Origin of the sequence: Streptomyces sp. NPDC005266, from assembly GCF_040607655.1 — a bacterium.
In the GTDB taxonomy this organism is placed as follows: domain Bacteria; phylum Actinomycetota; class Actinomycetes; order Streptomycetales; family Streptomycetaceae; genus Streptomyces.
Genome location: NZ_JBEXHC010000003.1, coordinates 281,605 through 308,424, shown reverse-complemented (window position 1 = coordinate 308,424; position 26,820 = coordinate 281,605). Strand labels below are relative to the sequence as shown.

Below are 26,820 nucleotides of genomic sequence, written 5' to 3'. Positions count from 1 at the left end.
CTGGGTGGCGATCCACAAGCGGGTGCGGCCGGTCGTCCGGCACGGCGAGCTGTACCGGCTGTGGCCGCCGGACGGCGACGGGCTCAGCGCGGTGCGGTTCCGCTTCGCCGGCGCGATGGCCGGCGTGCTGGGCCTCGGCGGTGATCCGACCCGGTGGAGCGAGGCCGAACGCGCCGAGGCCCGCGACTGGGTGGCGATCCACAAGCGGGTGCGGCCGGTCGTCCGGCACGGCGAGCTGTACCGGCTGTGGCCGCCGGACGGCGACGGGCTCAGCGCGGTGCAGTACGTACGGGGCGAGGAGACCGTCGTCCTGACGTGGCCGCACGCACAGCACTATGGCGAGCAGGAGCCCCCGCTGCGGCTGCGCGGGCTCGACCCGCCGGCGACCTACGAGGGTCCGGCCACCGGTGAGGTCCACCGGCGCGCGGTGCTCAGCCACCGGGGGCTGCGCACCGGGCTGTCGGGCGACCTGGACGCCGCCGTATTCCGCCTTCGGAAAACTGACCAGGTGGGATAGATCACCCCACGTCAACCCCTGGTTACGATGGCGTAAGTCACGTCATCGGGTGAATGATGTCCCGACGTGGCAGACGATTCGAAGAGACTTGAGCACGGTGGGATCGGGTCGTACGCAGCCGTCGGGGACAGCTTCACCGAGGGCGTCGGCGATCCCGGTCCTGACGGGGTGTTCGTGGGCTGGGCAGATCGGCTCGCGGTGCTCCTCTCCGACCAGCGGCCCCAATCCGGCTTCCGCTACGCCAACCTCGCCGTGCGCGGCCGGCTCCTCGACCAGATCGTCGAGGAGCAGGTGGAGCGCGCGATCGAGCTCGGCCCCGATCTCGTGACCTTCTGCGCGGGCGGCAATGACATCCTGCGGCCCGGCAGCGACCCCGACGATGTCGCCGAGCGCTACCAGGCGGCCGTCGCCGATCTCAAGGCCCGGGTCGGCATCGTCCTGCTGTGCACCGGCTTCGACACCCGAGGGGTGCCGGTGCTTCGCCATCTGCGGGGCAAGATCGCCACCTATACGGCCCATGTGCGGGCGATCGCCGACCGCTATGACTGCCCGGTGCTCGACCTGTGGTCGCTGCGCTCGGTCCAGGACCGCCGTGCGTGGGACGACGACCGGCTGCATCTGTCGCCCGACGGGCACACCCGGGTCGCGCTGCGGGCCGGTCAGGTGCTCGGCCTCGAGGTGCCCGCCGACCCCGACCAGCCCTGGCCGGCGGAGGGTCAGCGGACCCCGGCCGAGGTGCGCCGGGACAACATCCACTGGGCGCGCGAATATCTGGTGCCCTGGATCGGCCGACGGCTGCGCGGAGTGTCCTCGGGTGACCATGTGGAGCCCAAGCGGCCCGATCTGCTGCCGCTGCGGCCCTGAACCTTCCGTGGCCGCGAGCAGTCCCGGAGGAATAGGGGCAGACCCCCGTTGGCGCTGCGTGGGCTCTCGCCCCGTGCGCTGTCGCTGCCCCTATTCCCTCGGCATCGCTCGTCCCGGCCGTACCGCCCTCAGGCCAGATACGCCCACACGGCGCGGCCCGTACCCCCCTCGGGTCTGACCCCCCAGGCCTCCGACAGGGCCTCCACCAGCATCAGCCCGCGTCCGCCCTCCTGGTCCGCGCTCACCGCCCTGGCCTGCGGCACCGTCCGCGTGCACCCCTGGTCGGCCACCTCCAGGCGCAGCCGGGCCCCCAGGAGCTGCAAGGAGCAGCGGACCTCCTCGCTGGACGTGTGGCGCACGGCGTTGGTGAAGAGCTCGGAGACCACCAGCTCGGCGCTGTCACGGGTGTCCTGGCCGACCCCCCAGGAGCGCAGCCGGAACACGACATGTCTTCTCGCCTCGGCGACGGACGTGGACAGCGCCGGGAGACGAAACACGTCCCGGCGGGGCGGAGCGACCACCGTGCCGCTGCGCCCTAACCGGAGAGCCTCATAGGAAGGAGCCACGCCGACACTATGCTCTGTGACGCTCGCGCATGGCAAGGTTCAATCTGTAAATTACAGAATCGCAAGCGCAGGCTGTTCCGACAGCTGAGCCCGTGCCAGACTGCTGTGTCATGAAGGTACTTGGAGGGGGACGATAGTGGCGGATGCGCGGGCGGGCGGCGCCCCGACCGTCCTGCGGGTCGTGCTCGGCAAGCGACTGCAGGACCTCCGGGAGAAGGCCGGGCTGTCGTTCGAACAGGCCGGCCGTGCCCTGGACGTCACCCATGCCACGGTCCGGCGGATGGAGAAGGCCGAGGTCGGCCTGAAGCTCCCGTATGTCGAGAAGCTGCTGCGCACCTACGGCGTCACCGACCCCGAAGAGGTCGAGGGCTTTCTCGCGCTCGCGAAAGAGGCCAACAAGAACGGCTGGTGGCACCGGTTCCGCGATGTGCTGCCCGACTGGTTCAACACCTTCGTCAGCCTTGAGGTCGAGGCCAATCTGATTCGCGCCTACGAGCCGCACTACATCCCCGGACTGCTGCAGACCGAGGACTACGCCCGCGCGGTGCTGCGCGCGGGCATGCCGCACGCCCCGGAGTCGGAGATCGAGCGCCTTGTCGCGCTCCGCCTGGAACGTCAGACGCTGCTCACCCGTGACGACCCGCCGATGCTGTGGGTGGTCATGGACGAGACGGTGCTGCGCCGCCCCATCGGCGGGGCCGAGACCATGCGGGCCCAGATCGCGCGGCTCATCGAGGTCGCGGACGCACCTCATATCAGGCTGCAGGTCATGCCGTTCGACGCCGGTCCGCACCCGGCGATGTACGGCCCCTTCCATATCTTCCGGTTCCCGATCCCGGAGCTGCCCGATATCGCGTACACGGAGACGCTCGTCAGCGGCTCCTACTTCGACCAGCGCGATGACGTATCGGCGTTCCTGGAGGCCCTGGACCGGATGTGCGCGCAGGCCGCGCCTGCACAGACGACTCAGGCCATTCTGAGTCGCATTCGCAAGGAGATCTGAACGATGGATCGCATACGCGGGGACCGCGTCTACAGCGGCATGCCGGCGAGGGACCTCGGCAGCGAGGGCTGGCACAAGCCGTGGAGCGGTGGCAACGGGGGAAGCTGCGTCGAAGCGATGAGGCTGAAGGACGGACGGGTGGCCCTGCGCCAGTCGACCGATCCCGACGGCCCGGCCCTGATCTACACCCACCTTGAGATGAAACGCTTCATCCAGGGGGCGAAGGCCGGGGAAGCCGACTTCCTGCTTCTGTGACGCCCATGATGCAGTGACGCCCGCCCTGACCCGGCGGGCGTTCCGAGGGGGATGGTGTGACCGACCGACGGATCTCCGCCGAGGAGATCGACACCAGCAGACCGCATCCGGCCCGGATGTACGACTACTACCTGGGGGGCAAGGACAACTACGAGATCGACCGCCTGGCCGCGGAGCGCATCATCGCGGACTCGCCGGGCATCCTCGACAGTGCCCGCGCCAACCGGGACTTCCTGCTGCGGGCCGTGCGCACGGTGGTGGCGAACGGCGTCAGGCAGATTCTCGACATCGGCACGGGGATACCGACGTCGCCCAGCACCCATGAGGTGGCGCGGGAGATCGCACCGGACACCCGCGTCGTGTACATAGACAACGATCCGATCGTCGCGGCCCACGTCGACGCCCAGCTGACCAACGCCCCGGGCACCGGCCTCGCGTTCGCCGACGCGCGCAAGCCCGCCGAGATCCTCGACCATCCGGTGGTGCACGAGCTCGTCGACTTTCGCCGGCCGGTGGCGGTGCTGCTGGTCGCGGTGCTCCACTTCGTCACCGACGAGGACGACCCGGCCGGCGTTGTCGCCGCCCTGGCCGAGTCGATGGCCCCGGGCAGCCATCTGGTCATCAGCCATGGCACCACGGACTTCCACGGGCACCAGCAGGTGGCCGACAAGGTCTACCGGCAGTCCACCGCGCCACTGAGGCTGCGCCGCCACGACGAGATCCTGCCGTTCTTCGACGGGTTCGAGCTGCTCGACCCCGGGCTGGTGGAGGTACCGCGGTGGCGGCCGGACGGACCGGCGCCGGACGCCGTGGCGCCCGGTCCTCCCGTCGGCGTCTACGGCGGGGTGGGCCGCAGGTGCGCCCGCCGTATCCACACCGACCAGCTTCCGGGCGGTGCGCGGCGGTGCGCGGCGCGGGGCGCCTTGCCCGCGCCCGCTCAGGCACCGGGTCCTCAGGCGCGGGCCGCCGGGCCCGGGGCGGCCGGGCCGGTCGCCGGGATGACGCAGCTGTCCTTGAACCCCTGACTGCTCAGGCCGAGCGCCGAGTTGATCCGCGAGCGGAGGTTCTCCACGGCCACCATCGCGGTCAGCTCGACGAGCTGTGCCTCGTCCAGGTGTTCCCGCAGCCGCTCGACGAGGGCGTCATCGACGGTCGGCGGGTTGGCCGTCATGGCCTCGGCGTACTCCAGAACGATGCGCTCCAGGGGCGTGTAGACGTCGCTGTCGCGCCACACCGCGACGTCCTCCAGCTTGCGGTGGTCGATGCCCTTCCCGCGGCCCACCCAGTAGCCGAAGTCCATGCACCACGAGCAGCCGATGGACGAGGCCGAGGCCATCTCGGCGAGTAGCTTGAGGCCCGGGTCGAGCTTGTTCCACTTCCCCACCGCCTGCTCGAAGCGGGTCATGCCGATCAGCACCCGGGGGTGGTGGGCGAGCGCCTTGCCCGGGTCCAGGACCTTGCCGTAGGTGCGCTTCGAATACCACTCCATGACGCGGAAGAAGAGGGTGCGGCGCGGGGTGAGCGAGATACGTGACATGACGGGCACCTCCGGGTGGTTCTGCGGTGTCGCGGCGATCGCCGCTGCCTTTCCGCACGTACGACGGGCCGCTTCGGGCCCGGTGTGACATCGGTGGGTGTGGGCCGCGTCACCCGTCCATGACTCCAACGTGCGCCCTTTTGCTCACCTGCGCACAAAGGCTGGTCCAGACCTTGACTGGTATAGACCAGGCTCGCTTGAGTGTTCCTCGGATTGCCAGGCATTCATGCGAAGGAGTGTCCTATGTGGAAGAGACGTGTCGTGGCGCCGCTTGCCGGTGTCGCGGCGGTGTGCGCGACCATGGTCGTCATGCCTACTGCCTCGGCTTCGGCGGCGGGGACGTCCGTCCAGGCGGCGTGTTCGGCCCCGAACTGGGTCGCGGGCAAGCCGTACGTCACCGGCGACATCGTCCGGTACACCGACGGCAACTACTACCGGGCCGAGCACGACAACCCGGGCTATGACCCGGTGATCAGCACCTGGTACTGGGAGCCGTACGACTGCGGCGGCTCCGGGACCCCGAACCCGAGCGGCTTCGTGGTGAGCGAGGCGCAGTTCAACCAGATGTTCCCGAACCGGAATTCGTTCTACAGCTACCAGGGTCTGACCGCCGCCCTGAGCGCCTACCCCGGCTTCGCGAACACCGGCAGCGACACCGTCAAGAAGCAGGAGGCGGCCGCCTTCCTGGCCAACGTCAACCATGAGACCGGCGGACTGGTCCACGTCGTGGAGCAGAACACCGCCAACTACCCGCACTACTGCGACTGGAGCCAGCCCTACGGCTGTCCCGCGGGGCAGGCGGCGTACTACGGCCGTGGGCCGATCCAGCTCAGCTGGAACTTCAACTACAAGGCCGCGGGCGACGCGCTGGGCCTCGATCTGCTCCACAACCCCTGGCTGGTGCAGAACGACTCCGCGGTCGCGTGGAAGACCGCCCTGTGGTTCTGGAACACCCAGACCGGGGCCGGCTCGATGACCCCGCACAACGCGATGGTCAACCAGCGCGGCTTCGGCGAGACCATCCGCAGCATCAACGGCAGCCTGGAGTGCAACGGCGGCAACCCCGGCCAGGTCCAGAGCCGGATCGACGCCTACCGGCGCTTCACCCAGATACTCGGCACCACCCCGGGCTCCAACCTGAGCTGCTGAGGGGCGAAAACGGGGTGCGTCGGCGAAGGTGTCCGCGCGACTGTTGACCGCATGGCGTGGACGACGACGAACGACTTCAAGGAGTTCCGGGCCGTGGCGGGTGGCTTTCTGTGCGCCCGCCCGGCCCGGAACACCGTCCTGTTGACGGTCACCGCCTCACTGGCGGCGGCGGGCAACGACCGGTACGGGGAGCAGCCACCCGTCTTCGGCTGGTGGCGGCCGACGGAAGAGACCGAGGGGGAGGTGGACGGGGTGTTTCTGTGCACCCCGCCCCACCCGCCGCTGCTCTCGGCCATGCCCGACGCGGCCGTCGAGGCGCTCGCCCGCACCCTGGCCGGGGAGGCCGCGGGGCTGGTCACCGGGGTGAACGCCGGGCGCCGGACCGCCGAGGCCTTCGCCGCCGCCTGGAAGCCGCTCACCGGGGCAGCCGCCCGGGTGGGGGAGACCCACCGCCGGCTCTACCGGCTGGGCACCCTGACACCGCCCGAGCCCACGCCACGGGGGCGGGCCCGGGCGGCCACCACCGCCGACCGCGAGCTGCTGCTGACCTGGTACGAGGCATTCGCCCGCGACACCGGGGCGATCAACGGCGATGTGGCCCGGCAGGTGGACGACAGGCTCAGCCACGGCGGCGTCACGCTGTGGGAGGTGGACGGCGAGCCGGTCGCGTCCGCCGCGGTCAGCCGCACGGTGGCGGGCATGGCCCGCGTCGCCCCCGTCTACACCCCGCCCGAGCTGCGGCGACGCGGTTACGCGGGCGCGGCCACGGCCGCCGCGAGCCGGCTGGCGCGGGCCGCCGGGGTCGAGGAGCTGCTGCTCTTCACCGACCTCGCCAACCCCACCAGCAACGCCCTCTACCAGCGGCTCGGTTACCGCCCGGTGGAGGACCATCTGCTGCTGTCCTTCACCTCGGCTCAGGACCCCGTCGCGGAACAAGCACACCCCGAGTAAGAGTTGTGTGATTGCAGCCCAACAGCACACAGCATGGGGATGACCCGCCGCCCCCTCACCCTGGAGGTGCCGTGACCGGCTCCCGTCCGACACGTTCCCGGCTCGCCGCCGCTCTGCGCCCCGCCGCCTTCGGGGCGGATCCGGCCGGGGAGCGGATGGAGCGCATCCGCCGGTCCCCGAATTTCGCGAACGGCGTGTTCGTCAACCCGGTGGGCGCCCGTACCGCGCCGTCCGGCTCGATGCTGAAGTTCCTGCCCACGTACTTCCGCAAGGAGGAACGGGTCCGCCGGGCCCCGGCCGGGGCCGTGCCGGTGCACCCCACGACCCTCGCCGATCTGGCCGTGCCTCCCGCCACCGGACTGCGGCTGACCTGGATGGGCCACTCCAGCGTGCTCGCGGAGATCGACGGGCGGCGGGTGCTGTTCGACCCGGTCTGGGGCGAGCGCTGTTCGCCCTTCTCGCGGTTGGGCCCCAAGCGGGTGCACTCGGTGCCGGTGCCGCTGCGGGAGCTGGGGCCGGTGGACGCGGTGGTCATCTCCCACGACCACTACGACCATCTGGACATGGGCACGATCCGGGCGCTGGTGCGCACCGGCACGATGTTCGTCGTGCCGCTGGGGGTCGGCGCCCATCTGGAGCGCTGGGGCGTGCCGGTCGACCGGATGACCGAACTGGACTGGCATGAGTCCACCGAGGTGGCCGGGGTGCTGCTCACCGCCGCCCCGGCCCGCCACTTCTGCGGACGCGCGCTGCGCAACACCCAGCACACCCTCTGGGCCTCCTGGGTGGTGGCCGGACCCGAGCACCGGATCTACCACAGCGGGGACACCGGCTACTTCCCCGGTTTCGCGGAGACCGGGAAGGCGTACGGCCCCTTCGACGCGACCATGATCCAGGTCGGTGCGTACTCCGAGTTCTGGCCCAAGAACCACACGGACTATACGCCGCTGCCCGGCGCGTGGCCGGACATTCACATGTCGCCCGCCCAGGGGATGCAGGCCCATCTTGACCTGCAGGGAGGCAGTCCGGGCGGGGTGCTGCTGCCGATCCACTGGGGGACGTTCAACCTGGCGCTGCACGCGTGGGCGGAGCCGGGGGAGTGGACGAAGGATGCGGCCGAGGAGGCCGGCCAGGCGGTGGCGTTCCCCCGTCCCGGCGAGCCTTTCGAGCCAGCGGGGAAGTCGCCGACCGAGCCATGGTGGCGCGAGGTATCCCATCCGATCGCGCACCCGTGGCGGCGTCCGCGGGGTGCCGAGAGTGTGGCCGAGACGAGCAGGGGCGATATGGACCTTGCAGGTGAGCGGTGACGTCGGTCGGGGACGAGTTCGGAGAGATGGTCCGGATGCTTGAGCGTCTCCCGGCTGATGAGCTGGATCGTTTGCTGCTGGACTTGGGCGGGGCTCCTCGGGTGGAGAGTGAAGTCGCTGCGCAGCGATTCAGGCCCTTGCCGTCCCCCACCAGCGCGTCGCCTGCGTTACCCACACCAATGTGGCCCGCGACGAGATCATCAGCCGTACCGACCGCCAGGCTGTTTGCCTGGGTCATGCCCGCAGATCTTCCGTCACGGGCAGGCACTCGGCGAGCAGGTCGACGACGTCGCGCCAGGCTCGCTGCGCGTGCTGTGGGTGGTAGCCGGCGCCGGGGACCGTGGGGTGGTCGACCGGTGGGTGGTGGAAGGCGTGCAAGGCGCCGCCGTAGACCGCGAGGCGCCAGTCGACGCCCGCGGCCTGCATCTCAGCGGTGAACGCGTTCCGTTGCGCGGGCGGCATGATCGGGTCTTCCGACCCGACCCCGGCCCACACCGGGCAGCGAATGCGCGCTGCCTCGCCCGGTCGGCCCGTGGTCAGTGCGTTGACTGTCCCGATCGCGCGCAGGCTGACGCCGCCGCGCCCGAGTTCCAGCCCGACGGCACCCCCCGTGCCATAGCCGACGACGGCGATCCGGTCGGGGTCGGTCCGCGGTTCGGTGCGCAACACATCGAGCGCCGCATGGCCGATGCCTCGCATCCGGTCGGGATCAGCGAGCAGCGGCAGGCAACGGGCCAGCATCTCCTCGGGGTCACCCAAATAGCGCCCGCCGTGAAGGTCGAAGGCCAGCGCTATATATCCCAGCTCGGCGAGAGCATCGGCCCGGCGGCGCTCGACGTCGCTGAGCCCCATGCCCTCTGGTCCGAGCAGCACCGCGGGCCGGCGGTCGACACCGGCCGGGAGCGCGAGGTGCCCGATCATCGTCAAACCGTCGGCCGGATACTCGACCGTACGCGTCGTAATCGTCGTCATGAGACTGGACTGTAGTGATCGTCGAGCCCGGTCCGGCCGGTGTTCTGCAGCTGGCAGAACAGCGCGGGTATCCCTCTGAAATACGGCGAGGGCCCACAAGAACCGTCACAAACCCCGCCCCCCCGGTAGCGCTATCGGATCACCTGCCCGGGCCACGGTGTTGGAGGCTGACCCTCGCAGCAGGATTCTGGGGTATACCGGCCCGCTCCCGTGAAGGGCGTCACCAGCTAGTTCCCTCACGGCTCAGGCAGCCTGGCCGAGACCGGCGGCGGTCAGGTCCTGCTCGCGCAGCGGGGTGAAGTCGACGTCGAGTTTCGGGGACCCCGGCTTCCACCACAGCGTGCTGTCCGACTTCCGCGACCGGCTCGCCGACGGGCGACCGCGCCGACCGGCTGCTGGGCCTGGCACTGACCCGGATCCGGCGGACCGGCCTGCTCAAGGGGCGCGCCGCCCGCGCCAGTCGACCATTTCCATAAACTATGAATATAAAAATGCTATGCTTCGAGCATGAGTCCTCAAGACACCGCTCCTGGCGCGTCCGCCGCCATCGGGGCAGCCCTCTACGGCCTGGCCACCAGGGCCGCGAGACGCCTGCCCCGGGACATGAGCCTGACGTCCGCCGCCACCCTGGCCACCCTGGACCGGACCGGCCCGCGGCGCATCACCGATCTGGCCGCGGTCGAGGGCGTCACCCAGCCCGCGATGACCGCCCTGGTCCGGGTGATGGAGGAGTCCGGCCTGGTCGAGCGGCGGGGCGACGCGTCCGACAAGCGGGTCACGCTGGTGTGCCTGACCGAGGCCGGCGCCTCCTATGTCCGGACGCGGCGCCAGGCGGGCGTCCACGCGTTCGAGCGGTTGATCGGCGAGCTCACCGCCGACGAGGTCGAGGCGCTGGTGGCGGCCCTTCCGGCGCTGAAGCATCTGGCAGAGCTCGAAAGCCAAGACCGCGAAGGGCCGAAGCAGTGACCGGGCAGCCGGCCGGCGGGGTCGCGGTGAAGGCGTTCCCGGTGGCGCGTTCCGAGGCGCGGCTGCTGGTCCCCGCCCTGATGTTCATCGCTCTGGTCGTGGCGGCGGTCGCCAGCCTCGGGACGCCGCTCATCACCAGCGTGGCGACTTCGTTCCACGTCTCGCTCGGCAGCGCGCAGTGGACGCTGACCGTCGCGCTGCTCAGCGGCGCCGTCGCCACGCCGGTCCTGGGCCGGCTCGGAGCCGGCCCGCACCGGCGGGCCACGATCCTCGCCACGCTGGCGGTCGTCGTCGCCGGCAGCGCGCTCACCGTGCTGCCGCTGCCGTTCGCGTGGCTGCTGGCCGGCAGGGCGGCCCAGGGCGTCGGGCTCGGGCTGACGGCGCTGATGATGGGCGTGGCCCGGGACCACCTCCCCGAGGAGCGCAGCGCGGCCGTGATCGCCCTGATCTCGGTTGTCTCGATCATCGGGGCCGGCATCGGCTACCCGCTGGCCGCACTGCTCGCCGAGCTCGGCGGGGTACGGGCCGCCTACGGCCTCGGCCTGGTCGTCACCGCCGCCGCCCTCCTGACCGCGTGGCGCTCCATGCCCGAAGCCCCCGAAGGCCGCTCCGCCCACGTGGACGTGGCAGGCGCGGCCGTCCTGGCCGCTGCGCTGCTCCTGGTGCTGTTCCTCGCCGGCGAACGGAATCTGTGGAGCCGGCACCTCGCCGTGGCGGCGGGCCTCGCCGTCGTCGCGGTGGTGCTGCTCTGCGTCTGGGCCGTCATCGAGCTGCGCAGCACGACGCCCCTGGTCGATGTGCGGGCGGTGCGGCACCCGGCGGTCGCCGGGGCGAACCTCGCCATGTTCGTCGGCGGGATCGGCATGTACCTCCTGCTCACGCTCATCACCCGGTACGCGCAGACGCCGCACGGCGCCGGCTACGGCTTCGGGCTGACGACCTTCGTCGCCGGGCTGGTCCTCATCCCGTTCTCGGTGCTGGGGTTCGTCGCCGGCAAGCTCACGCCGCGGGTCCGGACGCGGATCGCCGACCCCCTGCTCCTGGCCGGCAGCGCCGTCGTGGTCGGCGGCGGGTTCGCCCTGTTCGCGGCGGCCCGGTCGGACCTGGCCGAACTGTTCGCGGCGATGGGCGTGCTCGGCTTCGGCGTCGGCGGCTTCTCGGCCGCGATGCCCGGCGTCATCCTGGCCGTCACCCCCAAGAGCGAGACGTCGAGCGCCATGAGCTTCAACTACGTCGTCCGCAGCGTCGGGTACTCTCTGGGCAGCGCCATCGGCGGCCTGATCCTCGCCGCGGGCACCGGCCCCGGCCACCTCTTCCCCGACGACAGCGCCTACACCACCGCGGCGCTGGTCGGCATCGGCGCCATGGCGATCACGACGCTGACAAGCCTCGCTCTCGCCCGCCGACGCTCGTCCGAGACCAACCCGTAAGTCAGATGCACTCATCCCCACACTGGAGGTTCCATGCCCAAGGGCTACTGGGTCAGCGCCTACCGCACCATTTCAGACCCTGAGAAGCTGGCTGCTTACAGCAAGCTGGCCGGTCCGGCCGTCGAGGCCGGGGGCGGTCGGATCCTCGCCCGTGGCAGTCGGGTCGTGGCGCATGACGCCGGAATCGCCGAGCGCACCGTCCTGATCGAGTTCGACAGCTTCGAGCAGGCCGTCGCGGCGCACGAGAGTGCGGCCTACCAGGAGGCGCTGGTCGCCCTCTCCGACGGCGTCGAGCGCGACTTCCGCATCGTCGAAGGCATCGACTGACCGAGGTCCAGTCGGATCTTCACTGAAGCAGCAGGATTCTGGGGTATACCGGCCCGCTCCCGTGAAGGGCGTCACCAGCTAGTTCCCTCACGGCTCAGGCAGCCTGGCCGAGACCGGCGGCGGTCAGGTCCTGCTCGCGCAGCGGGGTGAAGTCGACGTCGAGTTTCGGGTCGTACGCCTCGGGCTGGATGCCGAGTTCGTGGGTGCTGTACTCGCGGACAAAGTCGATATACGCGATGACTCTGAGTCGGTCAGGCGCGCTTGTCACTCGGTGATGTCGACTCCGTATCCGCGTGCGAGCGCGTCCAGGGAGTGGTCGTAGCCCTGGCCGACGGCGCGTAGGCGCCAGACCGGGCCTCTGCGGTAGATCTCCGCGAGCAGCATCGTGCGCTCGGTGGTGGCGGCGTCCAGGGTGGCCCGTGCAAGGGGTGGTCCGCTGTTGCTGGGGGCCGCGCTGATCTGTATCGCGCCGACTGTTCCGAACGTTTCGGTGCCGTCGATGGCTGCGGCTATGACGACTCTGCGGGTCGTCGGTGGCAGGGAAGCGAGGTCAAGAGTGATTGTCTGCTCGGCAGGGCCACCGGTCAGGAGGCGCACCGTTCCGGCGGGGCTTTCCGGGGCGCCGTAGAAGATGAAGTCCTCGTCGAAGGTGACTTGTTCGTCCTCGTCGAGAAGGAAGGCCACTAGGTCGACGTCGAAGAGGGATTGCGGGATCCAGCCGGCGGTGAGGTGCCACACGGGGAAGGGGGTTCCGGGTGGCATGGGCAGGTCGATGACACCACCTCTGGGCAGCACCATCGGCTCTTGGGGACGAATAGTCGTTGAAGGTTGAGAGGTGGTTGTCGAAGCGGTGAGCCAGTCCGGGCCGTGCACGGGGAGCGCGAGGGCTCTGATGCGGGTCATGCGCCGGTCGCGTTCTCCGCCGGGCAGGAGTACGACGTCGGTGACGCTGGCGGACAGGTTGATCGCGGCGGAAGCGCCGAGATCGACGACGCGGCTGCGGGCCGCCGCGGCGTCGGTATGGACGCCGCCCAGGACCAGGACTCTGTGTCCGGCCAGCGGCCTGTCCGTCGGTGCGGCATCTGCGGCCGACTCCGCCTGGCGTGTCCGTGGCACGGTCGTCTTCGAGGCAGCTGGGGCGCTCGGTGTTGCTGTCTGGCGGTTGGGCGCGGCGTCCGCTGCGGGAGTGACCGGTTGCGTGGGGGTGGCTCGCTGAGTGTCGGACTCGGCGGCCGTGACTGTCGCGGCGACCGCCGTCTCGAAAGCTGTTCCCGGTTGTACGTCTGCGAGCAGTCGCAGGAAGGTGTGCTCGTCGATCACCGGTACGCCTTCGGTTCGGGCGCGGCGTGCCTTGGCCGAGTCCGACGCGGGTTCGTTGGTGACCAGCACGCTGGTGTGCCGGCTGACGGAGGTCATCATGTTCAGTCCGGTGGCAACGGCTCGCCCGATCAGCTCCGCACGAGCGTGGGCGGTCTCGCCGGTGATCGCGAGCTTCATGCCTTGCCGGAGTGGTCCGCCGGGAGTCATACGGCCGGGATTGCGGTAGGTGCATGGAGTCTTGGGCGGCTTCGGCGTGAACTGTGATTCCGCCCGGGGCGGGCAGGTCACGAGTGGCAGAGGGAGATCGAGCCGGGCCGCCTCACGCAGTGAAGCCCGCAGGATTCCGGCCAGTACACGGGTGTCGTCCAGTGCGTCGTGAGCGCGTTGTTGGGGAACGCCGTAGTGCGCGGCGAGTGTCCCCAGCTTCAGGTCGCCGGTCGGCGGGTCGACCTGGCGATTGAGGGCCAGGGTGCACAGCCGCTGCGAGACCGGAAGCCACATCCGCGCACGCGCGAACTCGTGGGCGAGGAAGTCGTAGTCGAACTGGGCATTGTGGGCCACCAGGACCCGGTCCTGGAGCATCGCCCCGATCTGCCCGGCGACCTGGGCGAAGGTCGGAGCGCCCCGCAGCCGCTCAGCGGTGAGCCCGTGTACCTCGACCGGCCCCGGGTCGCATCCGGGGTTGAGCAGGGTCGAGAACTCTCCGGTCTGTTCGCCTTCCGGGCTGATCGTCACCACCGCGACGGACAGCACTCGGTCCCGTCGGGGTACGAGTCCTGAGGTTTCTACATCGATCAGCGCCCAGTCGTAGGCGTAGTCACTTGCGGTGGGTATATCCAAGCCAGCAGAGACGAGACTCATCGCGTGGGTTGCCCAATCAACTCGGTGACCTACGTGGCGTGGTGTGCCCTACCGCAGCCCGACTGACGGTCAGGGACAGGACTCCTCGAACTTGACCGCCTTGAGGGTGACCGGCTGCCCGTTGAGCGATGTGCCCGCGGCCGGCTCCTGCGTGCACACCTTCCAATTCGATTCGATCAGTACCCAGCGGTCGTCCGGCAGGGCATCCTCCACCGTGAGGGAGACACCGGAGTCCAGGGCGGAACGTGCGGCCTTGACCGACTCGCCGGCGAAGTTCGGCATCTTGCCGCCTTCAGCGGTCGGCGGCTTCTCGTCCTTCGCCGGGCAGTCCTCCCCGAGCTTCACCGCCCCGAAGTCGAGGTCGGTGTCGGTCGGCTTGAAGGCGCCGGCCTCCACGTTCTGACTGCATACCTTCCAGTTCCGGTCGAACGCCTGCATACGTTCCCGGCCCAGTGCGTCGTGGGAAGTGAGCCCGTGGAAACCGGCTTCCTGCGCTTTGTCCTGGGCTGACTGCAGGCCCATGCCGACGAAGTCGGGGACGGTCGCCTTCTTGGGCGCGTCGGCAGTCGGCTTGTCGTCGCTGGTCGTCTTGGCGGCTTCGCTTTGTGAGGTGTCGGCAGCGGCGGTCTCTGTCACGGTGACGGTGGGCTGTGGCTCGCCCTTATCGCTGACGCTCGTTGCGTCCCCTTCGGCGTTGCCGGCGGACCCGACGCCGACCCCGACGAAGAAGACGAGAAGCGCGGCCGGAATCGCGATGCGCTTCCGCGCCCACTTCGGCTTGCCGCCGGGCTGTACCGGCGGCCCGGGCGGGGGCCCGTCGAACTGAGGCTGGGCAGGCGGCGGCTGGTTGTACGACATGCGTCTCCAATGAATCAATTGGTGCCAGATGACCGTAAGGGGTGTGGAGTGCCGACGGGGAGGCTCCGAGAGGTGAGTGACGGAATTGTGATGAAAGGGTGAACGTCCGACCGTCCGCCCGTAACGACGGCCATGCCGTTCCTGGAGACTGGCGCGGCATCGACTCGGTCGGCTACCGCTTTGTCGGCGCGACCCCTCTGCCTTGGGGCCGCGGCCGTTCGTGGCAGGGCGGCTGGTGACTGAGCGGCGAGTGCGTCGAAGCGCCGCAGTCTTCATAGCCGTCTGTAGCCAGGACGGGGCTTGACGAAGCTGGCCCAGGAGGTGGATGTGGTGCCGCTCGCACCTGGCCCCAGGCGGGCCGTGGCTGTCCGTGCCGTTGCTTTCGGGTGCCATCGAGCCGCTGTGGACTGAATGAACCAAGAACGCCTTCTGGCCCGACATCCACATGACCCCCGAGGAGGGCGTGCGCGCCTACGTGGATCTGCAGGGCGGCGACCCGGCCAAGGGGGTCATGCTGTCGATCCACTGGCGCACGTTCAATTGGCGCACGTTCAATCTGGCCCCGCACCCGTGGGAGGAGCCCGCCGAAGGATCGGTGACCGCCGCGCGGGCGGCCGGGGCGATCGTCACCGTGCCGCGCCCGGGGCAGCCGTTCGAGCCGGCCCGCGGGCTGCCGCTGGAGCTGTGGTGGCGGGCGGTCGCGGCGCGGCCGTCGACGGATGTGCCTGCCAGGGCGGGGGAGGCGGTCGGCGGCGAGGGCGAGGGCAAGCCCCTTGCCCCGGACGGTCCCGTCGCTCCGGCCGGTCCCGACGGCCCCGCCGGAACGAACGGTGGCGCTGACCCCGCCGTGCCTCTTCAGCAGGCGTAGCGGGGATCCGGTCCTCGCGGAGGACCGGATCCGGGCGTCCGGTCCTCGCGGAGGACCGCCATTGGGCGGCCCGACGCCAATTCGCGGGCATGAAAGGGTGGTTGGCTGTGGGGCGGTCGGCTGGAGCCTTCTTTGTCGAATGGCGTCGAAACCCTTGCGGTGGCTGTGGCGCGCTCGCTTGAATAGTTAGGAAAGGTTCCTAACGGACCGCCCGAGGGCGGCACCGGATGGCCCCGGTATGCCCTCGTACGGTCCTCGCGCACTTCCCCACGGTCGACAAGGAACGGAGTCCCTTCATGTCCAAGAAGATCGGCCTCGCGGCGATAGCCGTGGCCGTACCGGTCGCACTCGTCGTCACCGGCGTCGGCATCGGGCAGGCGTCCGAGCACACCACCCCGGCGGCGGACACGCGACCGCACCACTCGGCGACCAAGGCCGTCGCGGCGTCCAACCTGGACGACCCGGCGAAGAAGGAGATCGCCATGAAGCTGGTCTCCAGCGCCGAGAACTCCTCGCTCGACTGGCGCGCCCAGTTCGCGTACATCGAGGACATAGACGACGGCCGCGGCTACACCGCCGGCATCATCGGCTTCTGCTCCGGCACCGGCGACATGCTGGAGCTCGTCGAGTACTACACCCAGCACAAGCCCGGCAACGTCCTGGCCAAGTACCTCCCCGCGCTCCGCGACGTCAACGGCGGCGACTCCCACGCCGGTCTCGACCCCAACTTCACCAAGGACTGGAAGAAGGCCGCCGCCGACGAGGCGTTCCAGGACGCCCAGGAGCACGAGCGCGACCGCGTCTACTTCAACCCGGCCGTCAAGCAGGGCAAGGCCGACGGCCTCGGCGCCCTCGGCCAGTTCATCTACTACGACGCGATCGTGATGCACGGCCCCGGCGACAGCAAGGACAGCTTCGGCGGCATCCGCAAGACCGCCCTCTCCAAGGCCAAGCCCCCGTCCCAGGGCGGCGATCAGGCCACCTACCTCAACGCCTTCCTGGACGCCCGCAAGAAGGCCATGCAGACCGAGGAGGCCCACAGCGACACCAGCCGGGTCGACACCGAGCAGCGCACGTTCCTCAACGAGAGGAACTTCGACCTGAAGCCGCCGCTGAGGTGGAAGGTCTACGGCGACCCGTACGAGATCAACTCCTGACCGCGGTGTCGGTCCCCCTTGTAGGATTCCACCCGGATGACGACAAGGGGGGACGACACATGGCGGAACCGTCGGAGATGATCCGCGAGTCGCGCACCCGGCTCACTGCCGCTGCGACGGACGCCGAACGCATCGCCCGCGCCCGTGACCAGCTGCGCCGCGCGCTGATGTGCGACGGCTGATGTGCGACGGCGGCCGGCAGGACGCCCTACCCGTCGTCGCACACCTCGACCCGGAGGCGATCTCCCGCGTCCGGGACGTCGTCTTCGCGCACCTTGGGCTGGAGCTCAGCCCCGAGACGCCGCCGCCTCCACCAGCGCCCGCATGACCCGTAGGTCGTCGCCCGCCTCCGGGTGCCACTGGACGCCCAGTACGAAGCCCTCCGCGCCTGGGAGTTCGACGGCCTCCACCGTGCCGTCGTCCGTCGCGTGCGCCGAGGCCACGAGCCCGGTGCCGAGGCGGTCCACCGACTGGTGGTGGAAGGTGGGCACGGACAGCGGCCGCGGCAGTATCTGGGCGAGCAGCGTGCCCGGGACGGGCTCGACCTCGTGGTGGTCGAAGACGCCGGGCGGGCCCGCGTGGCCGTCGAGGTGCTGGACGAGCGTGCCGCCGAGGGCGACGTTGAGGAGTTGCTGGCCCCGGCAGATGCCCAGGAGCGGGGTGCCCGAGCTCAGGGCCGCGTCGATCAGGGCCAGTTCCCAGGCGTCGCGTTCCCGCGCGGGTGGGCCGGTGCGCTCGTGGGGGGTGGCGCCGTAGCGTACGGGTTCGACGTCCGGGCCGCCGGAGATGACGAGGGCGTCGAGGCGGGACACCACACCACCGGCGGCGGCCGGGTCGTCGTCGGGTGGCAGCATGGCCGCCAGGCCGCCCGCGCGCTGGGCGAGGCGGTGGTAGCCCGCGGGCAGCAGCGCGGCGGGGAGGTTCCAGACGCCCCAGCTCGCCGAGGACTCCAGGTAGGTGCTGATGCCGATCAGGGGCTTCGACAACGGTTCCTCCGGTCTCACGTTCGCACGGTGTCAGTCGCGGGACAGTTCCGCCTCGGCCTCCGCCAGCGCCGCGAACTCCTCCTCCGGCGCGGCCGCGACCAGCCGGTGGCGGCTGTAGAAGGCGAAGTAGGCGAGCGCCACCGCGTAGACGCCCAGCGCGATGAACGCCGCGTCCTTGTCCACCAGGAAGGTGGCCACCAGTGCCGAGCAGGCGAGGACGAAGGCGACGGATGACGTCACCGTACCGCCGGGGGTGCGGTACGGGCGGTCCAGACCCGGTTCGCGGCGGCGCAGGACGATGTGGGAGAGGGACATCAGGGCGTACGAGATGGTGGCGCCGAAGACCGCGACGTTGAGCATGCGGGCGCCGTCGCCGGACCAGGCCGCGAGGGAGAAGCCGATGGCGCCGGGCACCAGCAGGCCCAGGTACGGCGCCTTGCGGCGGCTGGTGAGGGAGAGGAAACGGGGCAGATAGCCGGCCCGGGAGAGGGCGAAGAGCTGACGGGAGCCGGCGAAGATGAGGGAGAAGAAGGAGGCCACGAGTCCGGCGAGGCCCGCGTAGTTGACGATGCGGGACAGGGCGGTGGGCTTGCCGTCCGGCTGGAGCGCCTCGACCAGCGGGTTGCCGGCGCCCTGGATCGCGCCGGAGCCCCGGGCGCCGGTCGCGGCGAGGAAGGTGAGCAGGGCCAGCAGCAGCAGGATGCCCATGGACCAGGCCATCGCCTTGGGCAGCGTACGGGCCGGGTCCCGGGTCTCCTCGGCGGCGAGCGGTACGCCCTCCACGCCGAGGAAGAACCACATGCCGAAGGGGAACGCCGACCAGATGCCCAGCACCCCGAACGGTAGCCATGAGCCGGCGCCGAAGGCGGAGTGGTCCACCGCGATGTCGTTGAGCGAGCCGGAGTCGAAGTCGGTGAAGGCGCCCACAGCGAAGATCAGCAGCGCGGTGACGGCGATGGCTGTCACGATGAGGCTGAAGCGCAGGGCCTCGCCCACGCCCCACAGATGGATGCCGATGAAGAGTATGAAGCAGGCGAGATGGACCGGCCAGCCGGACTCCAGGCCGAAGAGGCCGAGCGACTCGACATAGTCGCCGATGAAGATCGAGATGGCGGCCGGCGCCAGGATGTACTCGATGAGGATGGCCGTACCGGTGAGGAAGCCACCCCAGGGGCCGAGGGCGCGCCGCGCGAAGCCGTAGCCGCCGCCCGCCGTGGGGAGGATGGCCGCCAGCTCGGCGAGGGAGAACACCATGCAGGTGTACATCAGGCCCATCAGTACGGCGGCGAGGGCGAGGCCGCCGAAGCCGCCTTCCGCCAGGCCGAAGTTCCAGCCGGAGAAGTCGCCGGAGACGACGTAGGCGACGCCGAGGCCGGTCAGCAGCAGGGGGCCCGCGCTGCCGCGCCGCAGGGTGCGGCGCTCCAGATAGCCGTCCTCGGGGGAGGCCGCCGGGCCGGGTGGGGCGTCGCTGAGGGAGGTACGGGCGGAGTCGGTTCCGTCGGCCATGGGTACTCCTGCTCCACACGAGGGCGATGGCAAAGGTGTGGGGCCATACCTTTGCTGTCCCTTGGGTGATGCGCAAGACCTCGGCGTAAAACCGTGGTCGAGGACGGGGGCGCACCGCAGCGGTCAGACCAGGAACCCGCGCAGCAGCGCCGCCGTCCCCTCGCAGTGCTCCCGCATCACCTCGCGCGCCCCGTCCGCGTCCCCGTCCAGCACCGCCTCGACCAGCGCCCCGTGCTGCGCCTGCGAGTGCTCCAGGTTCCGTACCAGCAGCGGAATGCAGTCCAGCAGGTCGTTGACGGTCGCACGGACGGCCGCGTACTGGGCGGCGAGCGTCGGCGAGCCCGCGAGCTCCGCCAGCGTCAGGTGGAGCATCGTGTCCAGGCGGCGGTAGTCGGCGAGCGGGGCGTCGCGGGTCGCGTCGAGGGCCGCGCGCAGCCGCCTCGCCTGTTCCCCGCCGAGCCCGTGCGCGGCACACAGCCCCGCCGCGCCCACCTCCAGGACCTCCCGGAACCGCAGGGTGTCCTCGACGTCCACCGCCGCGATCCGCCGTCGCAGCTCGTCCTCGCCGCCGGCCGTGGGCTCGGGCCGCGCGCGGACGAAGGTGCCGCCGTAGCGGCCGCGCCGGCTCTCCACCAGCCCTTGGTCCTGGAGGACCTTGAGCACCTCACGCAGCGTCACCCGGCTGATCCGCAGCCGGTCGGCCAGCTCCCGCTCGGCCGGCAGCCGGCCACCGTCGGGGACCAGCCCCAGCCGCAGGACCTGGAGTATCTGCTCCAGCGCCTCCTCGAAGCCGTTCCCGGCGCGCACCGGACGCAGCACCGGCGCCAGCCGGTCGCCGACCGCCGTGCCGCACGGATCCCCGGACCGGTCACCCTCCGCGCCGACGGTGCCGCCCCCGATCTGGCTGTCGCTCATCGAACCGTCCGCACCTCCTTCCCAACCAATGGTATGCGGTATTACCTTAAGGCAACCGCGAGCCGCAGCCCTCGACTGACGCCAGGAGGCCTCACCGTGGCAGACCGTACGCCCCCGCTCTCGGTCGACGAGCTGACCAGACTCGTCGATGCCGGCGAGATCGACACCGTCGTCCTCGCCTTCACCGATATGCAGGGAAGGTTGCAGGGCAAGCGGTTCGCCGCCCGCTTCTTCCTCGACGACGTCCTGGAACACGGCACCGAGGGCTGCAACTACCTTCTCGCCGTCGACGCCGACATGAACACCGTCGACGGCTATGCGATGTCCTCCTGGGAGCGCGGCTACGGCGACTTCGCCATGCACGGCGACACCGCCACCTTGCGCCGCACCCCCTGGAACCCCGGTACCGCGCTGCTGACCGCCGATCTCGCCTGGCACGACGGCTCGCCCGTGCTCGCCTCCCCGCGCCAGATCCTGCGCCGTCAGCTGGACCGGCTCGCCGAGCACGGCTGGACCGCCTACGCGGGCACCGAGCTGGAGTTCATGGTCTTCAAGGACACCTACGAACAGGCCTGGGGCGCCGGATACCGCGGCCTGACCCCCGCCAACCAGTACAACGTCGACTACTCCGTCCTCGGCACCGGCCGTGTCGAGCCCCTGCTGCGTCGCATCCGCAATGAGATGGGCGCCGCCGGGATGACCGTCGAGTCGGCCAAGGGCGAGTGCAACTTCGGCCAGCACGAGATCGCCTTCCGCTACGACGACGCCCTGACCACCTGCGATCAGCACGCCATCTACAAGACCGGCGCCAAGGAGATCGCGGCCCAGGAGGGCACGGCGCTCACCTTCATGGCCAAGTACGACGAGCGGGAGGGCAACTCCTGCCATATTCATCTCTCGCTGCGCGACGAGGCCGGGCGGCCGGTGCTCGCCGACGACGACGGCCCGTACGGCATGTCGAAGACGATGCGGCACTTCCTGGCCGGACAGATCGCCGCGATGCGCGACTTCACCCTGCTCTACGCCCCCAACATCAACTCCTACAAGCGGTTCCGGCCCGGCTCCTTCGCGCCGACCGCCGTCGCCTGGGGCCCGGACAACCGCACCTGTGCGCTGCGCGTGATCGGTCACGGCCAGTCCCACCGGCTGGAGAACCGGCTCCCCGGCGGCGATGTCAATCCGTATCTGGCCGTCGCCGGAATGGTGGCCGCCGGGCTGTACGGGATCGAACAGGAGCTGGAGCTCCCCGAGGTCTGCACCGGCAACGCCTACAACGGCGACGCCGAGCACGTACCGGCCTCGCTGCGGGACGCCGCCGAGCTGTGGCAGGCCAGCCCCATAGCGCGGGCCGCCTTCGGCGACGAGGTGGTCGAGCACTACCTCAATATGGCGCGAGTCGAGCAGGAGGCGTACGACACCGCCGTCACGGACTGGGAGCGCTTCCGGTCCTTCGAGCGCATGTGAGGAACCACCAGGTGAGCAACGAGCACCCGCACGAGCCCGCCGACGGGCACCCGCACGAGCACCACGTCCTCAACCCGGCCACCGAGGAGGTCATCGCCACCGTCCCGGCCGCCGGCCCCGGCGAGGTGGACGCCGCCGTCGCCCGTGCCGCGCAGGCCCAGCGCGGCTGGGCCGCCCTCGCGCCCGCCGACCGCGCCCGGCTGCTGCGCCGCTTCGCCGCCGCCGTGGACGGCCATATCGAGGAGCTGGCCGCGCTGGAGGTCCGGGAGGCCGGTCACCCCATCGGCAACGCCCGCTGGGAGGCGGGCAACGTCCGCGATCTGCTGGACTACGCGGCCGGGGGAGTGGAGCGGCTGAGCGGCGCTCAAATCCCGGTCGCCGGCGGCCTGAACGTCACCTTCCACGAGCCGCTCGGGGTGGTCGCGGTCATCGCGCCGTGGAACTTCCCCATGCCGATCGCCGCCTGGGGCACCGCGCCCGCCCTCGCCGCGGGCAACGCCGTCCTCCTCAAGCCCGCCGAGACCACCCCGCTCACCGCCCTCAGGCTCGCCGAGCTGGCACTGGAGGCCGGGCTGCCCGAGGGGCTGTTCCAGGTGGTGCCCGGGGCCGGTCCGGTTGCTGGGGCCGCGCTGGTCGAGCATCCGGGCGTGGCCAAGGTCGTCTTCACCGGCTCGACGGCCGTCGGCAAGGAGATCATGGCCAAGTGCGCGGCGGGCGTGAAGCGCGTGACGCTCGAACTCGGCGGCAAGAGCCCCAATATCGTTTTCGCCGACGCCGATATCGAGCGCGCCGCGGCGGCGGCGCCCGGCTCGTTCCTGGACAACACCGGACAGGACTGCTGCGCCCGCAGCCGCATCCTGGTCCAGCGCGGCGTCTATGACCGCTTCATGGAGCTGCTGGAGCCGGCCGTGACGTCCTTCGCGGTCGGCGACCCGGCCGACCCCGCCACCGCCATGGGGCCGCTGATCTCCGCCGCGCAGCGCGAGCGCGTCCGGTCCTACGTCCCCGAGGACGCGCCCGCCGCGATCCGCGGCGAGGCCCCTGAGGGCAAGGGGTTCTGGTACCCGGCCACGGTCCTGGAGGCCACCGGGCCCGATGAGCGCACCGCCGTCGAGGAGATCTTCGGACCCGTGGCCGTCGTCCTGCCCTTCGAGGACGAGGCCGACGCCGTACGGCTGGCCAACGCCACCGACTACGGCCTGTCCGGCTCGATCTGGACCCGGGACGTCGGCCGCGCCCTCCGCGTCTCGCGCGCCGTCGCCGCCGGGAACCTGTCCGTCAACTCGCACAGCAGCGTGCGCTATGCGACCCCCTTCGGCGGCTACAAGCAGTCCGGCCTCGGCCGGGAGCTGGGCCCCGACGCCCTGACCGCCTTCACCGAGACCAAGAACGTCTTCATCAGCACCGAGGAGCAGTGACGTGACCGAGACCCCCGTGTGCCGCCGTCTGGTGGGCCGTACCGCCGTCATCACCGGAGCGGGCAGCGGTATCGGCCTGGCCACCGCCCGCCGCCTCGCCTCCGAGGGAGCGCGCGTCGTCTGCGCCGATATCGACGAGACCGCGGGCAAGGCCGCGGCCGACGAGGTCGGCGGGCTCTGTGTGAAGGTGGACGTCACCGACCCCGAGGAGGTCGAGGCGCTCTTCAGGACCGCGTACGACACCTGTGGCTCGGTCGACATCGCCTTCAACAACGCGGGCATCTCACCCCCCGACGACGACTCGATCCTCACCACCGGACTGGATGCCTGGAAGCGGGTCCAGGAGGTCAACCTCACCTCCGTCTATCTGTGCTGCAAGGCGGCACTGCCCTATATGCGGCGGCAGGGCAGGGGCTCCATCATCAACACGGCGTCCTTCGTCGCCGTCATGGGCGCCGCGACCTCGCAGATCAGCTACACGGCCTCCAAGGGCGGCGTGCTGGCCATGTCCCGCGAGCTGGGTGTGCAGTTCGCCCGCGAGGGCATCCGGGTCAACGCGCTGTGCCCGGGGCCGGTCAACACCCCGCTGCTGAAGGAGCTGTTCGCCAAGGACCCGGAGCGGGCGGCACGGCGGCTGGTGCATGTGCCGGTGGGCCGCTTCGCCGAGCCGGAGGAGATCGCCTCGGCGGTGGCCTTCCTGGCCAGCGACGACTCGTCCTTCGTGAACGCCGCCGAGTTCCTGGTGGACGGCGGTATCTCGGGCGCGTACGTCACACCGCTGTGACGGTTGCCCGACCGTGTGCTCCGCGTAGAACCCCGGCCATAGGGAGACGTCGTGCATACGACAACACCAGCCGGCTGGTATCCCGATCCCGAACACCCAGGCCCCGGGCCAGTCCCGGAGCGCTATTGGGACGGGTCCTCCTGGACCGCCAACCGCCGCGACGCGCAGGGCATCCCCGATGCGCAGTCCGTGCACGACGCGCCCACGATGCACGCCATGCCGTCCCTGCAGGGCCCGCCCGGCCCGCCGGCTCAGTGAACGCCGCGGCGCCGCCCGCTCTCCGAGATGGACACGATCACGCAGGGCATCAAGGTCCTTGAGGACGGCTCGGGATGACCCGCGGCCCCTTGGCCGGTCGTGACCGGCGCAGGTCATCGGCGATTTCGGACGAGAGGGGCACGGTGTACTACGGACGACCCGTGGCCATAAGGTGACAGCGTGACCACGAACACACCCCCCGGCTGGTATCCCGATCCCGGTGACACAGGCAATGGCCCCGCCATGGAACGCTGGTGGGACGGAGCCACGTGGACCGAGTACACCCGCGACACCTCGGGTGCGGCGGGCCCGTCCTTCGGCCCGCCGCCGATGCCTCCGTATCTTCCCGGGCAGGGCGGGGGCCACCACGGGCGTGGCCGCGGCCCGAGGATCGCGGTGCTCGCCGCCGCCGTGGGGGTCGTGGTCGCCGCGATCATCGGCGGCATCGTGCTGCTGGGGAACGACGGTGACGGGGGCGGCGAGGACAAGGCCGGAACGACCCCGAGCGCTGTCCCGCCGGGGGATGACGGGGACGGCGGCACGACCCCGGGCGGCCCCTCCCAGACGCCCGACGCCACCCCCAGTGCCCCGCCCACCTTCGATCCCAGCATCGCCCCGGACGCCTCCAACGGCATCAGCCTGCCCGTCCTGGCCGGCTGGCAGGCCGGCCGCAGCAGCTCCGGCGGCGCGGGCGTCACCACCTCCCGCTACCCCTGCCCGAACGACCCGTCCACCTTCTGCGTGCGCGGTGGCGCCTTCTCCCGGACCGCCAGCGGCTACAAGGCCACCTCCGCCAAGGGCATAGCCAAGGAGGACATCGCCCAGAACGCGGAGGAGTCCTACGGCACGGACGAGGACACCGACCGCAAGGCGTACGGCGGGATCACCTCCCACAAGCAGCTCAAGGAGGAGGCGGTCGAGGTCGCGGGAGAGAAGGGCTATCTGGTCCGCTGGAAGGTGGTCACCAAGAAGGGCGATGACGGCTACGTCCAGTCCCTCGCCTTTCCGTCGCCCGCCGTGCCCGGCACGATGGTCGTCGTGCGATTCGGCTTCGATGTGAGCGACAAGGCGCCGCCGGTGACCGATATGGACAAGATCGTCAAGGGGATCGCCGCCCTGGCCGGCGACGGCCGGTCCATCTGAGCCGGGGCTGCACGAACGCCGGGGGTCTACAGGTACGCCGGCGGTCTACAGGCACGCCGGCGGTCTACAGGCACGCCGGGGGGCTACAGGCACGCCGGGGGCTACAGGAACGTGGCGGTCTACAGGAACGTACGGCCCTCGCCCCGGTACGTCGGCACGGAGGCCACCACCCGGTCCTCCTCCCCGTCGACCAGGTGCAGCAGATCGAAGCGCTCGCACAGCTCACCGGCCTTGGCATGCCGGAACCACACCTTGTCGCCGATCAGCAGATCGTCGGCGGCCGTGCCCAGCAGCGGCGTCTGCACCTCGCCCGGCCCCTCCATCGGGTCGTACGCCAGCCCCTCGGGCAGATACGGCACCGGCAGCCGGTCCGGGCCCGGCGCGCCCGACGCCGGATAGCCGCCGCCGAGCACCGTCACCACGCCCACGCCGGGGCGGCGCACCACCGGCTGCGCGAACAGGGCCGCCGGACGGCCGCGGAAAGAGGTGTAGTTGTCGAACAGGTGCGGCTGGTAGAGCCCGGATCCGGCGGCGATCTCGGTCACCGCGTCCTCGGCGGCGGTGTGCTGCACACTGCCCGTACCGCCCCCGTTGACGAACTCCAGGTCCGCCACGGTCCGTACGGCGCCGACCACCGCCGCCCGGCGCGCCGCCAGCTCGCGGCGCGCGGCCGTCTGCATCAGCCGGATGACGCGGGAGCGCAGTGGACGCCCAGCCACCGCGTCGCCCACGCCCGCCACATGACCCTCGTAGGCCATCAGCCCCACCACCCGGAAGCCGGGGCGGCGCACCACCGCGCGGGCCAGCTCCGCGAGCTGCTCCGGTGTGCGCAGCGGTGAGCGCAGTGCGCCGATCCGCACCCGGCCGCCGAACATCCGCAGTGAGGTGTCCAACTCCAGGCAGACCCGGACTTCTTCGGTGCCGGCACGCACACTCTCGATCAGGTCGAGCTGGCTGATGTCGTCCACCAGCACGGTGACGGCGGCGGCGAGTTTGGGGTCGCTGGTGAGCGTGGCGAAGCCGTCCCGGTCCGCGGAGGGGTAGGCGAGCAGTACGTCGTCGAACCCCTCGCGCGCCAGCCACAGGGACTCCGCGAGCGTAAAGCTCATGATCCCGGCGAAGCCGTCCCGCGCCAGCACCCGCTCCAACAGCGCCCGGCACCGCACCGACTTGCTGGCCACCCGGATCGGCTTGCCTCCCGCCCGGCGCACCAGATCCCGTGCGTTGTCATCGAATGCCCCCAGGTCGACGATCGCCACGGGCGCTTCGAGATGGGCGGTGGCCCGGTCGTACCGGGCCCGGTCAGCGGCGGCAGCGGACATGAGCGAAGCTTGCCAGACGGCTGTTACCACTGGGTAGAGGGCGCCCGGTGCGCAGTGCGCCCGCTGCCCCGTAGAGTGTCGCCACGCCATGACCGGCAGGTCAGCGGCGTGTTGTC

At 70.7% G+C, this 26,820-nt stretch carries 28 protein-coding genes and 2 pseudogenes; 19 read left to right on the top strand and 11 right to left on the bottom strand.

Going from position 1 to position 26,820, the window contains the following annotated elements:
* Both ABZU99_RS07875 and ABZU99_RS07870 read left to right on the top strand, forming a co-directional pair.
* Positions 1-517: GH36 C-terminal domain-containing protein (locus ABZU99_RS07875; protein ID WP_356227752.1), on the top strand; the 517-nt coding region annotated here is incomplete at its 5' end.
* A 66-nt stretch (positions 518-583) separates the two neighbouring features.
* Positions 584-1,381, top strand: a complete 798-nt coding sequence (locus ABZU99_RS07870) for an SGNH/GDSL hydrolase family protein (RefSeq protein WP_355940790.1) — start codon at positions 584-586, stop codon at positions 1,379-1,381.
* A gap of 128 nt (positions 1,382-1,509) precedes the next feature.
* Here ABZU99_RS07870 and ABZU99_RS07865 read toward each other — a convergent pair whose 3' ends face one another.
* The gene (locus tag ABZU99_RS07865) at positions 1,510-1,947 is read right to left on the bottom strand and encodes an ATP-binding protein (RefSeq protein ID WP_355940793.1); all 438 of its coding nucleotides are present in this window, start codon (positions 1,945-1,947) and stop codon (positions 1,510-1,512) included.
* Between the two features lie 136 nt (positions 1,948-2,083).
* Between ABZU99_RS07865 and ABZU99_RS07860 the strand changes: the two genes are divergently transcribed.
* From ABZU99_RS07860 to ABZU99_RS07850, 3 genes and pseudogenes are all read left to right on the top strand, one after another.
* Positions 2,084-2,950 (top strand): helix-turn-helix transcriptional regulator, encoded by an 867-nt coding sequence (locus ABZU99_RS07860; protein ID WP_356043817.1) that lies wholly within the window; start codon positions 2,084-2,086, stop codon positions 2,948-2,950.
* Between the two features lie 3 nt (positions 2,951-2,953).
* Entirely contained in the window at positions 2,954-3,205 is a 252-nt protein-coding gene (locus ABZU99_RS07855; RefSeq protein ID WP_355940799.1) for a DUF397 domain-containing protein, read from the top strand.
* 56 nt (positions 3,206-3,261) lie between these two features.
* Positions 3,262-4,062, top strand: a pseudogene (locus ABZU99_RS07850) (SAM-dependent methyltransferase); the annotation flags it as partial.
* Between the two features lie 95 nt (positions 4,063-4,157).
* Here the strand turns inward: ABZU99_RS07850 and ABZU99_RS07845 are convergent.
* Positions 4,158-4,742 carry a carboxymuconolactone decarboxylase family protein gene (locus ABZU99_RS07845; protein ID WP_355940802.1) on the bottom strand — a complete coding sequence of 195 codons (585 nt, stop codon included), beginning with the start codon at positions 4,740-4,742 and terminating at the stop codon, positions 4,158-4,160.
* A 243-nt stretch (positions 4,743-4,985) separates the two neighbouring features.
* On the opposite strand from ABZU99_RS07845, the gene ABZU99_RS07840 reads away from it, so the two are divergent.
* From ABZU99_RS07840 to ABZU99_RS07830, 3 genes are all read left to right on the top strand, one after another.
* The gene (locus tag ABZU99_RS07840; RefSeq protein WP_355940805.1) at positions 4,986-5,891 is read left to right on the top strand and encodes a glycoside hydrolase family 19 protein; all 906 of its coding nucleotides are present in this window, start codon (positions 4,986-4,988) and stop codon (positions 5,889-5,891) included.
* 51 nt (positions 5,892-5,942) lie between these two features.
* Positions 5,943-6,842: a GNAT family N-acetyltransferase gene (locus tag ABZU99_RS07835; protein ID WP_356043813.1), complete on the top strand. Its 900-nt coding sequence runs from the start codon at positions 5,943-5,945 to the stop codon at positions 6,840-6,842.
* Positions 6,843-6,913: 71 nt separating this feature from the next.
* On the top strand, positions 6,914-8,149 hold the full coding sequence (locus ABZU99_RS07830) for an MBL fold metallo-hydrolase (RefSeq protein ID WP_356043810.1): 1,236 nt from the start codon (positions 6,914-6,916) through the stop codon (positions 8,147-8,149).
* A gap of 234 nt (positions 8,150-8,383) precedes the next feature.
* Here the strand turns inward: ABZU99_RS07830 and ABZU99_RS07825 are convergent, their stop codons facing one another.
* Positions 8,384-9,121 (bottom strand): dienelactone hydrolase family protein, encoded by a 738-nt coding sequence (locus ABZU99_RS07825; RefSeq protein ID WP_356043807.1) that lies wholly within the window; start codon positions 9,119-9,121, stop codon positions 8,384-8,386.
* A 243-nt stretch (positions 9,122-9,364) separates the two neighbouring features.
* Positions 9,365-9,529 carry a hypothetical protein gene (locus tag ABZU99_RS07820; protein ID WP_356043805.1) on the bottom strand — a complete coding sequence of 55 codons (165 nt, stop codon included), beginning with the start codon at positions 9,527-9,529 and terminating at the stop codon, positions 9,365-9,367.
* A gap of 195 nt (positions 9,530-9,724) precedes the next feature.
* Here ABZU99_RS07820 and ABZU99_RS07815 point away from each other — a divergent pair, with 195 nt between their 5' ends.
* The 3 genes from ABZU99_RS07815 to ABZU99_RS07805 are packed head-to-tail and all read left to right on the top strand — an operon-like array spanning position 9,725 to position 11,844.
* Entirely contained in the window at positions 9,725-10,087 is a 363-nt protein-coding gene (locus tag ABZU99_RS07815; protein ID WP_355941527.1) for a MarR family transcriptional regulator, read from the top strand.
* Complete coding sequence (locus ABZU99_RS07810; RefSeq protein ID WP_356043802.1) at positions 10,084-11,517, top strand: MFS transporter; 1,434 nt, start codon at positions 10,084-10,086, stop codon at positions 11,515-11,517. Before ABZU99_RS07815 ends, ABZU99_RS07810 begins: the two co-directional genes overlap by 4 nt.
* Positions 11,518-11,550: 33 nt before the next feature.
* Positions 11,551-11,844, top strand: a complete 294-nt coding sequence (locus ABZU99_RS07805) for a DUF1330 domain-containing protein (RefSeq protein WP_355940825.1) — start codon at positions 11,551-11,553, stop codon at positions 11,842-11,844.
* 94 nt (positions 11,845-11,938) lie between these two features.
* Here the strand turns inward: ABZU99_RS07805 and ABZU99_RS07800 are convergent, their stop codons facing one another.
* From ABZU99_RS07800 to ABZU99_RS07790, 3 genes are all read right to left on the bottom strand, one after another.
* The gene (locus tag ABZU99_RS07800; protein WP_356043799.1) at positions 11,939-12,112 is read right to left on the bottom strand and encodes a hypothetical protein; all 174 of its coding nucleotides are present in this window, start codon (positions 12,110-12,112) and stop codon (positions 11,939-11,941) included.
* Positions 12,109-14,025 (bottom strand): DEDDh family exonuclease, encoded by a 1,917-nt coding sequence (locus ABZU99_RS07795; protein ID WP_356043796.1) that lies wholly within the window; start codon positions 14,023-14,025, stop codon positions 12,109-12,111. The genes ABZU99_RS07800 and ABZU99_RS07795 overlap by 4 nt, the downstream gene beginning before the upstream one ends.
* Positions 14,026-14,094: 69 nt before the next feature.
* Entirely contained in the window at positions 14,095-14,883 is a 789-nt protein-coding gene (locus tag ABZU99_RS07790) for a hypothetical protein (RefSeq protein WP_356043793.1), read from the bottom strand.
* A gap of 421 nt (positions 14,884-15,304) precedes the next feature.
* On the opposite strand from ABZU99_RS07790, the pseudogene ABZU99_RS07785 reads away from it, so the two are divergent.
* The 3 genes and pseudogenes from ABZU99_RS07785 to ABZU99_RS07775 all read left to right on the top strand — a co-directional run.
* Positions 15,305-15,751: pseudogene (locus tag ABZU99_RS07785) on the top strand (MBL fold metallo-hydrolase); the annotation flags it as partial.
* A 296-nt stretch (positions 15,752-16,047) separates the two neighbouring features.
* The gene (locus tag ABZU99_RS07780) at positions 16,048-16,908 is read left to right on the top strand and encodes a chitosanase (RefSeq protein WP_355940830.1); all 861 of its coding nucleotides are present in this window, start codon (positions 16,048-16,050) and stop codon (positions 16,906-16,908) included.
* A 59-nt stretch (positions 16,909-16,967) separates the two neighbouring features.
* Positions 16,968-17,090, top strand: coding sequence for a hypothetical protein (locus tag ABZU99_RS07775; RefSeq protein ID WP_356043789.1), 123 nt, complete (start codon positions 16,968-16,970; stop codon positions 17,088-17,090).
* 105 nt (positions 17,091-17,195) lie between these two features.
* Here ABZU99_RS07775 and ABZU99_RS07770 read toward each other — a convergent pair whose 3' ends face one another.
* From ABZU99_RS07770 to ABZU99_RS07760, 3 genes are all read right to left on the bottom strand, one after another.
* Positions 17,196-17,894: a gamma-glutamyl-gamma-aminobutyrate hydrolase family protein gene (locus tag ABZU99_RS07770; RefSeq protein ID WP_356043899.1), complete on the bottom strand. Its 699-nt coding sequence runs from the start codon at positions 17,892-17,894 to the stop codon at positions 17,196-17,198.
* A 30-nt stretch (positions 17,895-17,924) separates the two neighbouring features.
* On the bottom strand, positions 17,925-19,400 hold the full coding sequence (eat, locus tag ABZU99_RS07765; RefSeq protein WP_356043786.1) for an ethanolamine permease: 1,476 nt from the start codon (positions 19,398-19,400) through the stop codon (positions 17,925-17,927).
* Between the two features lie 123 nt (positions 19,401-19,523).
* Complete coding sequence (locus tag ABZU99_RS07760) at positions 19,524-20,315, bottom strand: FCD domain-containing protein (RefSeq protein ID WP_355940842.1); 792 nt, start codon at positions 20,313-20,315, stop codon at positions 19,524-19,526.
* Positions 20,316-20,411: 96 nt separating this feature from the next.
* On the opposite strand from ABZU99_RS07760, the gene ABZU99_RS07755 reads away from it, so the two are divergent.
* The 5 genes from ABZU99_RS07755 (at position 20,412) to ABZU99_RS07735 (ending at position 25,382) form a co-directional block, all read left to right on the top strand.
* On the top strand, positions 20,412-21,779 hold the full coding sequence (locus ABZU99_RS07755; RefSeq protein ID WP_355940845.1) for a glutamine synthetase family protein: 1,368 nt from the start codon (positions 20,412-20,414) through the stop codon (positions 21,777-21,779).
* A gap of 11 nt (positions 21,780-21,790) precedes the next feature.
* Positions 21,791-23,197, top strand: coding sequence for an aldehyde dehydrogenase family protein (locus tag ABZU99_RS07750; protein WP_356043783.1), 1,407 nt, complete (start codon positions 21,791-21,793; stop codon positions 23,195-23,197).
* Between the two features lies 1 nt (position 23,198).
* Positions 23,199-23,981 carry a 3-oxoacyl-ACP reductase gene (locus ABZU99_RS07745; RefSeq protein ID WP_356043780.1) on the top strand — a complete coding sequence of 261 codons (783 nt, stop codon included), beginning with the start codon at positions 23,199-23,201 and terminating at the stop codon, positions 23,979-23,981.
* 51 nt (positions 23,982-24,032) lie between these two features.
* The gene (locus ABZU99_RS07740; protein WP_355940853.1) at positions 24,033-24,239 is read left to right on the top strand and encodes a DUF2510 domain-containing protein; all 207 of its coding nucleotides are present in this window, start codon (positions 24,033-24,035) and stop codon (positions 24,237-24,239) included.
* A 180-nt stretch (positions 24,240-24,419) separates the two neighbouring features.
* On the top strand, positions 24,420-25,382 hold the full coding sequence (locus ABZU99_RS07735; RefSeq protein ID WP_356043776.1) for a DUF2510 domain-containing protein: 963 nt from the start codon (positions 24,420-24,422) through the stop codon (positions 25,380-25,382).
* 119 nt (positions 25,383-25,501) lie between these two features.
* Here ABZU99_RS07735 and ABZU99_RS07730 read toward each other — a convergent pair whose 3' ends face one another.
* On the bottom strand, positions 25,502-26,704 hold the full coding sequence (locus ABZU99_RS07730) for an alanine racemase (protein WP_356043773.1): 1,203 nt from the start codon (positions 26,702-26,704) through the stop codon (positions 25,502-25,504).
* Between the last annotated feature and the right edge of the window lie 116 nt (positions 26,705-26,820).

What these genes read in the sequence shown, in the direction of transcription:
- ABZU99_RS07845 (WP_355940802.1), bottom strand. Translation starts at nt 4,742, where the DNA reads ATGTCACGTATCTCGCTCACCCCGCGCCGCACCCTCTTCTTCCGCGTC.
- ABZU99_RS07855 (WP_355940799.1), top strand. Translation starts at nt 2,954, where the DNA reads ATGGATCGCATACGCGGGGACCGCGTCTACAGCGGCATGCCGGCGAGG.
- ABZU99_RS07825 (WP_356043807.1), bottom strand. Translation starts at nt 9,121, where the DNA reads ATGACGACGATTACGACGCGTACGGTCGAGTATCCGGCCGACGGTTTG.
- ABZU99_RS07775 (WP_356043789.1), top strand. Translation starts at nt 16,968, where the DNA reads ATGGCGGAACCGTCGGAGATGATCCGCGAGTCGCGCACCCGGCTCACT.
- ABZU99_RS07730 (WP_356043773.1), bottom strand. Translation starts at nt 26,704, where the DNA reads ATGTCCGCTGCCGCCGCTGACCGGGCCCGGTACGACCGGGCCACCGCC.
- ABZU99_RS07760 (WP_355940842.1), bottom strand. Translation starts at nt 20,315, where the DNA reads ATGAGCGACAGCCAGATCGGGGGCGGCACCGTCGGCGCGGAGGGTGAC.
- ABZU99_RS07795 (WP_356043796.1), bottom strand. Translation starts at nt 14,025, where the DNA reads ATGAGTCTCGTCTCTGCTGGCTTGGATATACCCACCGCAAGTGACTAC.
- ABZU99_RS07840 (WP_355940805.1), top strand. Translation starts at nt 4,986, where the DNA reads ATGTGGAAGAGACGTGTCGTGGCGCCGCTTGCCGGTGTCGCGGCGGTG.
- ABZU99_RS07790 (WP_356043793.1), bottom strand. Translation starts at nt 14,883, where the DNA reads ATGTCGTACAACCAGCCGCCGCCTGCCCAGCCTCAGTTCGACGGGCCC.
- ABZU99_RS07835 (WP_356043813.1), top strand. Translation starts at nt 5,943, where the DNA reads ATGGCGTGGACGACGACGAACGACTTCAAGGAGTTCCGGGCCGTGGCG.
- ABZU99_RS07815 (WP_355941527.1), top strand. Translation starts at nt 9,725, where the DNA reads ATGAGCCTGACGTCCGCCGCCACCCTGGCCACCCTGGACCGGACCGGC.
- ABZU99_RS07780 (WP_355940830.1), top strand. Translation starts at nt 16,048, where the DNA reads ATGTCCAAGAAGATCGGCCTCGCGGCGATAGCCGTGGCCGTACCGGTC.
- ABZU99_RS07805 (WP_355940825.1), top strand. Translation starts at nt 11,551, where the DNA reads ATGCCCAAGGGCTACTGGGTCAGCGCCTACCGCACCATTTCAGACCCT.
- eat (WP_356043786.1), bottom strand. Translation starts at nt 19,400, where the DNA reads ATGGCCGACGGAACCGACTCCGCCCGTACCTCCCTCAGCGACGCCCCA.